Below are 7,388 nucleotides of genomic sequence, written 5' to 3'. Positions count from 1 at the left end.
AGGAGGACGCGACCAGGGCCGCGTGATCGTGCTACGCACGATGCGCTATCCCTCCCCGCCCTGAAGGACGGGGTTTCTCGCGCAAAACGATGAAAGTCATCATCAAACCCTTGATCCTTGCGGGTCTGCTGGCCCTTGCAGGCGGGTATTTCTACGCGCCCTATTACACCGTCTCCCAGATGCAGGCGGCTGTGGAAGCCAATGACCCGGACCGGTTGGCCCGATATGTGGATTTTCCGGCGCTGCGGGAAGACGTGCGCCAAAGTCTTAACCAGATGCTGGCCAGGGAACTGGCTGAATTTCGTCGGGACAATCCGTTTGGCAATCTGGGAGTGGCCGTCGCAGGCGCTCTGCTCAAGCCCCTGGTCGATGCCGTGGTGTCTCCCACCGGAGTGGCCACCATCATGGAGGGCCATGTCCCCGAACCCGATGGCCGCACCATGGGCTTTACTGCCCAGGGAGAAACCCAGGTGCGCATGGGATATTCGGGCCTGCACCGTTTCGTGGTCACCCTGGAGAGTGACCGTGATCCCCTGCAGCAAATGGACCTGATACTGGTACGCCAGGGCGCCTTTTCCTGGAAACTGGCCGCCTTGCGGTTCCCCTGGTCCGAATAGGCTGGCCTATGCCCCACCGTCAATGCGCGAGAAGCCCTTGAGCGTGCAATATTTTCACTTCAGTCTTGGTATTTCCCGCGATGAGTACCTGCGCTATTACAACGGCGCCGCCTCGACGGTGGTGGTCATGTCCCAGGAGGGGCGAACGGTACGTTTTCCTGCCTCTGCCCTGCGCCCGTTCGTGCTGCACGACGGGGTCCGGGGGCGTTTTCGACTCACGGTGAATAGCCAGTTCAAGCTGTTGTCACTGGAGCGACTCTAACCTTCAACCCAAACCGACACAGGAGGACGCGAGCCAGGGACCGTGATCGTGCTACGCACGATGCGCTATCCCTCCCCGCCCTGAAGGACGGGGTTTCTCGCGGGACATGATGAAATGGATCAAACGTACCCTGATGGCCGTGGTGGTGCTGCTGGTGCTGTTCGTGGCTCTGGTGATCTTCCTGCTGGCCACCTTTGACCCCAACGCCCACAAGGACCGCATCAGCGCCGCTGCTCAGGCTCACACCGGTCGGGCACTCACCATCAGCGGCGACATTGGCCTGTCTGTCTTTCCCCGTCTGGCCCTGACTCTGGGGGAAACCACTCTGGCCAATGGGGACGGCTTCCCCGATCCATATTTCGCCCGTATCCGCGAGGTGGATGTGGCCGTGGCCCTGTTGCCCCTGCTGCGAGGTGAACTCCAGGTGGAACGGGTGCGTCTGGAGGGGCTGGACCTGAATCTGGCACGGGATGCCCAGGGGCGTAGCAACTGGGATGATCTGCTGGGAAACGGGGATACCCGACACCGGCCAGGGGAGGCACCACCGGCATCCCCCCCAGGGGAGGATACCCAGGTCATTCCCGCCAGGGTGCGTGATCTGGACATTGCTGGTATCGAGATCCGCGATGCCCGGGTCCACTGGCGCGATGCCCAGGCTGGAACCGATCTGGTGGTGGATGCCTTCAATCTGACCCTGGGGCGCCTGCGTCCGGGTGATGAAACCCCGGTGGAGCTGGCCTTCCAGACCCAACTGGGAGAACCGGACCTGACGGCGGCCACCCGTCTGTCGGCCTTGCTCCATCTGGATATGGCCCAGCAGCGCTATGGCCTGCGGCGGCTGACGGCGACGCTGGATGCCCAGGGGGAGACCCTGCCCGCCCCCGTCAAGGCCCGTCTGGAAGGGGATCTATGGGCGGATCTGGGTAACGACAGGGCCAGACTGGAGCGATTGACCCTGACCGCCTTCGACACCCGGCTCACTGGAATGCTGGAAGTGGCGTCATTGACCGGGGAGCCACGTGTACACGGCACCCTGCGCAGCGGCGCCATCCATCCCCGCAATCTGATGCACACCCTGGGTCTGACAGCCCCGGAAACCGCCAATCCCGATGTGCTCAATACTGCCGCCCTGGATCTGACCTTTACCCTGCAGGGCGATCGGCTGGATCTGAGCCGGCTCGTGGTGACCCTGGATGAAACCACCCTGACGGGGAATGTTGCCGTGAATCATCTGGCCGCCCCGGCCATCACCCTGGCCCTGCAGGTGGATCATATCCATCTGGACCATTACCTGCCCCCCGCTGACGATACCCCGCCGCCGGATACGGGTCAGGGGCCGCCTCCCCGTGACGGCTGGCCGGAGGACACCATGGCATTGCCGCTGGAACTGTTGCGGTCGCTGAACCTCAACGGCCAGATCAACATCGATCAGCTGGTGGTTGCCAATCTGAACCTGGCCGATGTGGTCTTGACCCTGCAGGCCCAGGAGGGTCAGGTCACATTGCGTCCCTTTCGCGCCGCACTCTACGGCGGTGGGGTGGAAGGCACCCTGGGACTAGATGCCCGACAGGATATCCCCCGGTTCCAGACCCGCAGCCACCTGCAGGGCGTCCGCATGGGACATCTGCTTGAAGACCTCACTGGCCAGCCCCCCCTGATCACCGGCACCGCCAACCTGAATGTTGACCTCACCAGCCGGGGGGATTCGGTCAAGACCCTGATCGCCGGACTCAACGGCAACGGCAATCTGCGTTTTGCCGACGGTACGGTCAAGGGGATCAATCTGGCCCAGATCATCCGTGACGCGGAAGCCCGGCTGCGGGGGCGCGCCGTCGAGCCGGCCACCGCGCCGGTGCAAACCGATTTCACCGAACTCACCGGCAGTTTTCGGATCAGCAGCGGGGTGGTGGACAATCAGGATCTGCAGGCGGCCTCGCCGCTGTTGCGGGTCCGGGGACGGGGCACCGTGGACCTGAACCGGGAGCGTCTGGACTACCGGCTGGATACCAGTCTGGTGGCCACCCTGGAAGGGCAGGGGGGGCGTCCCCTGGATGACCTGCGCAATGTGAATCTGCCCATCACCATCCGCGGCACTTTCAGTGAACCCCGCTTTGGTCTGGACCTGGCTTCCGTACTCGGTGGCCGCCTGGAGCAAGAGCGGGAACGCCTGGAGCGACAGGTGCAGGAACGGGTGGAGGAAAAGGTGCAGCCACTGATCGAGCAACAGCGTGACCGGGTGCAGCAGGAAGCGGACCGTATCCGGGATCAGTTGGGGGATCGACTGCTGGAGCGACTCCGTTGAGCCAGGCGCAGACGTTCGCCACCCGGTTGCTGACATGGTTTGACCACCATGGCCGCCATGATCTGCCCTGGCAGCAGGGGATCACCCCCTATCGAGTCTGGGTTTCGGAGATCATGCTGCAGCAGACCCAGGTGACCACGGTGATTCCCTACTATCAGCGGTTCATGGCCCGCTTTCCCGATGTGACCACATTGGCACAGGCCCCCATTGATGAAGTGCTGCATCACTGGTCCGGTCTGGGCTATTACGCCCGCGCCCGCCACCTGCATCAGGCGGCCCAGCAGGTGATGAACCACCATCAGGGCCGCTTCCCGGATACCCCCGAAGGGCTGGAGGCCCTGCCCGGTATTGGCCGTTCAACGGCGGCGGCCATCCTTGCCATTGCCTGCGGTCAACGGCAGGCCATTTTAGACGGCAACGTCAAGCGGGTGCTGGCCCGTCATCGCGGTGTATCAGGATGGCCCGGCACCACCGGGGTTTCCCGTCAGCTCTGGACGCTGGCAGAGGCCATGACACCCACCGTCCGGGTGGCGGACTATACCCAGGCCATCATGGATCTGGGGGCCACCGTCTGTATCCGCCGCCGCCCGGTCTGTGACGCCTGTCCCGTGGCCACGGACTGCGTGGCCCTGGCCACCGGTCGCCAGTCTCTCCTGCCCACCCCCCGACCCCGGCGGGCGCAGCCCCTGCGCAATACGGTCATGCTCATCATTTGCGGCCCGGAAGGGGTGTTACTGGAGCAGCGTCCAGCCACGGGACTATGGGGCGGGCTATGGGGCTTTCCCGAGGTATCATCAATCCAGGCGGCTCCCCCCTGGTGTGTCCATCATCTGGGCATACCCCCCGATGACATCCACACATTGGCGTCTTTTGTGCATGTTTTCACCCATTTTCGGCTACACATTACCCCGGTACAGGTATGGGTGAAAAACCCGATAACCACCGTGATGGAAGCGCCCGGTCGGGTCTGGTATAACCCTCAGGCGCGTTCGGCACTGGGGCTTGCCGCCCCGGTGACCCGGCTTCTGGATCATATTCTGCACAAAGACGGAGAGATCAATTCAATGGCACGCATGGTCAATTGCGTTTATCTGGGTAATGAGGCCGAAGGGCTGGATTTTGCCCCCTATCCCGGCGACCTGGGCAAGAGAATCTACGACAACGTCTCCAAGGAGGCATGGCAGAAGTGGGTCCGGCATCAGACCATGCTGATCAACGAGTACCGGCTGACGCCCATCGACCCCAAGGCCCGCAAGTTTCTGGAGGAGGAAATGGAAAAATTCTTCTTCAGCGGTGGCGCCACCATGCCGGAAGGTTATGTAGACCCCAATCAATAGCAAAAAATTTCTCTAAATGGTTCCGGGGGGCTTGACGAAAGCTCCCGTTACCGATTTAATACGCAACTTCGCTGCACATCAGTGATTGGCAGCATCTGTTGACAGCAAGGCCAGGTAGCTCAGTTGGTAGAGCAGGGGACTGAAAATCCCCGTGTCGGCGGTTCGATTCCGTCCCTGGCCACCAGATATCACACCACAAGGCCCGGCTCGTCCGGGCCTTGTGGTGTCTGGAAAGAGGCCATGGATCCCACTGCCCCCGAATTGATCTATCCGGCCTGGCCGGCCCCCACAGGGGTCTGTGCCGTATCCACCACCCGACACGGTGGCATCAGCGCCTCTCCCTTCCACAGCCTCAATCTGGGCCTGCATACCGGCGACGACCCTGAAGCGGTGCACCATAATCGCCACCTGTTGCGTCATCATCTGGCATTGCCCCAGGATCCCTGCTGGCTTGAGCAGAAACATGGCATTCATGTGGTGGAAGCCGGTCAGTATCAAACCCCGCCGGCGGCAGATGCCGTGGTGGCTTTCGCACCAGGGCCGGCCTGCGTGGTGATGACCGCAGATTGTTTACCCGTGCTGTTCTGTGATTCGGCAGGCAGCCGGGTGGGGGCGGCCCATGCCGGTTGGCGGGGATTGGCCAACGGCGTACTGGAAGCCACGGTGCAGGCCCTGGACTGCCCTCCCGGTGAACTACTGGCCTGGCTTGGCCCCTGCATCGGCGCCGATGCCTTTGAAGTGGGGGATGAGGTGCGCCAGACCTTTTTGCAGCAGGCCCCGGCTACCCGGCAGGCTTTTGTCCCCTCGCCGACAGGACGCTGGCTGGCAGATTTACAGCAACTGGCCCGGCACCGGCTGACAGCCTGTGGCGTGGCCAGGATCACGGCAGAACCCGCCTGCACCTTCAGGGACCGCCACCGGTTTTACTCCTACCGCCGGGATGGCCGCTGCGGGCGCATGGCCAGCCTTATCTGGTTGGCTGGGTCAGGGATATCCCCGCCTCGGGACGCAAGACGCGGTACTGGGCCATCACCCGACTGATGTACTGCTGGGTTTCCCTGAACGGGGGCACCCCGCCGTGGCGTTCCACCGCCCCAGGGCCGGCATTGTAGGCGGCCAGAGCCAGAGTCAGGTCATGGTCAAACCGCTCCAGCATCCGGGCAAAATACGTGACTCCGCCCCGGATATTTTCGGCAGGATCAAAGGCGTTCTCCACCCCCAGTTCACGGGCAGTCCCCGGCATCAACTGCATCAACCCTTCAGCCCCGACCCGGGAAACAGCCTGGGGATCAAAGCAGGATTCCACCATGATAATGGCCTTGATCATTGCCTCATCGACACCGTGGTGATTGGCATGGTGGCGAATGACGGGCATATAGGTCATGGCCCGCTGGTCCATGGCGGCGCGGGTGAGGCCCTGACAGACCTGACTTGCGGTGGGACGACCGTTGCGGCGAATGAAGGTATAGTCCGGCCCCATGTCCCGCCGATCAGTGAACAGGGTCACGCCGTCCCGATCCCGGTAAATGTAGATCTCCGAACCCTGGGCTACGGGCAGGCACAGGACAAGCCCGGACAGTATCCCTATGATCCGTCGACCCGATGGCCAGAGGACATGACGCATTGTGTTTGAACCTCCCTGGACGGATCATAATGGATAGGCTTTTATCGATACCACCTATGTCTGCCACATCATCCAGCGTATTTCCACAGGATTTTCCCGCTGGCCTGCTCAGGGCGCTGGCCCGGCAGGCTATGTGGTCCCCCAATGCCCTGGCCCAGCATCTGGGGGTATCCGGGCATCAGGTGGTGGCGGGGCTGGAGGCACTTTCAGCCCTGGGGCTGGCGCTGCGGGAAGAGGGCACCCAGGTGGGACTGCGCGATCCCCTGGAACTGCTGGACGCAGAGCGAATTACAGCGGCCCGAACCGGCCCGCCCTTGAGGTTGCAGGTGCTGGAACAGGTCGATTCCACCAATGCCTGGCTGGCCAGACAGCAGGCCAGCCCCGTGCCCATGGCCTGTGTCGCGGACATTCAATGGGCAGGCCGGGGCCGCCGGGGCCGTCCCTGGCTGATGCCCCTAGGGGCGGGGTTGCCCCTGTCCATAGGCTGGGACATTCGCCACTGGCCCGCCCTGGACCCCACCATAACCCTGGCTGCCGGGGCGGTGGTGATTCAGGCACTGACCGGCCTGGGCGCACGGGGCCTGAGTCTGAAATGGCCCAATGATATTCTGGTGCATGGCCGTAAGTTGGGGGGGATTCTGGTGGAAGGTCAAGTCCGGGCTGGGACCGGCGCTTATCTGATTCTGGGACTGGGACTGAACCGGCATTTGCCCGGACCATTGTCTATTGATCAACCCCATGGGGATTTGCGGGAGGCGGGCATTGATCCCGCCCTGTCTTGCAACATGCTGGCGGCAGCCTTGCTGGATGCCCTGGCTCAATTGCCAGACAGCTACCCTGATCCCGGATTTGCCGCCTACCAGAGTCAGTGGCAAGCCCATGATGCCTGCGCCGGTCAGCCGGTGGTGGTCCACCAAGGGGCACATACCCTGACCGGTGAAGGTGGCGGCGTGGACGAACAGGGACGGTTGCGGGTGCTCACGACCACCGGCCCGGTGATGGTGGAGGCAGGGGAAGTCACCTTACGTTTGCTGTTGTCAACTACCCCCGACTGAAGTCGGGGGCTTGTGAGAGCAAGCCAGGTTGACCAGGGAGAGCGGTGAAAGTCCGCTACGTTTGCAACAGGTCGTCAAGACCCACCGGCGGATGCTTCCTCAGTCCGCCGCTCTGGAAGGCTGGGATCATGCTGGCGAAAGGTAAAGCGCCGAAGGTTCCAGTCGCCGCAAGGCGGGAGCCGGTTGCAGAC

Annotated in this window: 7 protein-coding genes, 1 tRNA gene and 1 pseudogene; 8 read left to right on the top strand and 1 reads right to left on the bottom strand. The window is 62.9% G+C overall.

Going from position 1 to position 7,388, the window contains the following annotated elements; all coding sequences use genetic code 11:
- Window positions 1-89: 89 nt before the first annotated feature.
- The 7 genes and pseudogenes from BMX62_RS12275 to pgeF all read left to right on the top strand — a co-directional run bounded on the left by BMX62_RS12275 (window position 90) and on the right by pgeF (window position 5,559).
- On the top strand, window positions 90-617 hold the full coding sequence (locus tag BMX62_RS12275) for a DUF2939 domain-containing protein (protein ID WP_090209541.1): 528 nt from the start codon (window positions 90-92) through the stop codon (window positions 615-617).
- Between the two features lie 43 nt (window positions 618-660).
- The gene (locus BMX62_RS12270) at window positions 661-879 is read left to right on the top strand and encodes a DUF2835 domain-containing protein (protein ID WP_090209549.1); all 219 of its coding nucleotides are present in this window, start codon (window positions 661-663) and stop codon (window positions 877-879) included.
- A gap of 106 nt (window positions 880-985) precedes the next feature.
- Window positions 986-3,181, top strand: a complete 2,196-nt coding sequence (locus tag BMX62_RS12265) for an AsmA family protein (protein ID WP_238375991.1) — start codon at window positions 986-988, stop codon at window positions 3,179-3,181.
- A pseudogene (mutY, locus tag BMX62_RS12260) lies at window positions 3,178-4,218 on the top strand (A/G-specific adenine glycosylase); the annotation flags it as partial. The gene BMX62_RS12265 and the pseudogene mutY, both read left to right, overlap by 4 nt.
- Before the next feature lie 27 nt (window positions 4,219-4,245).
- Window positions 4,246-4,518, top strand: coding sequence for an oxidative damage protection protein (locus BMX62_RS13180; protein WP_090209539.1), 273 nt, complete (start codon window positions 4,246-4,248; stop codon window positions 4,516-4,518).
- Between the two features lie 108 nt (window positions 4,519-4,626).
- Window positions 4,627-4,702: transfer RNA gene (locus tag BMX62_RS12250), tRNA-Phe, on the top strand.
- 56 nt (window positions 4,703-4,758) lie between these two features.
- On the top strand, window positions 4,759-5,559 hold the full coding sequence (gene pgeF / locus BMX62_RS12245) for a peptidoglycan editing factor PgeF (protein WP_090209536.1): 801 nt from the start codon (window positions 4,759-4,761) through the stop codon (window positions 5,557-5,559).
- Here the strand turns inward: pgeF and BMX62_RS12240 are convergent.
- Entirely contained in the window at window positions 5,486-6,142 is a 657-nt protein-coding gene (locus BMX62_RS12240; protein WP_090209533.1) for a transglycosylase SLT domain-containing protein, read from the bottom strand. The genes pgeF and BMX62_RS12240 overlap by 74 nt on opposite strands.
- A 56-nt stretch (window positions 6,143-6,198) precedes the next feature.
- Between BMX62_RS12240 and BMX62_RS12235 the strand changes: the two genes are divergently transcribed.
- Window positions 6,199-7,197, top strand: coding sequence for a biotin--[acetyl-CoA-carboxylase] ligase (locus tag BMX62_RS12235; protein WP_143339806.1), 999 nt, complete (start codon window positions 6,199-6,201; stop codon window positions 7,195-7,197).
- The last annotated feature ends 191 nt before the right edge of the window (window positions 7,198-7,388 follow it).

The sequence above is a fragment of the Ectothiorhodospira magna genome (genome assembly GCF_900110965.1).
GTDB lineage: Bacteria > Pseudomonadota > Gammaproteobacteria > Ectothiorhodospirales > Ectothiorhodospiraceae > Ectothiorhodospira > Ectothiorhodospira magna.
Note: the sequence above shows the minus strand (reverse complement) of the source record. Positions and strands in the feature narration are given on the sequence as shown.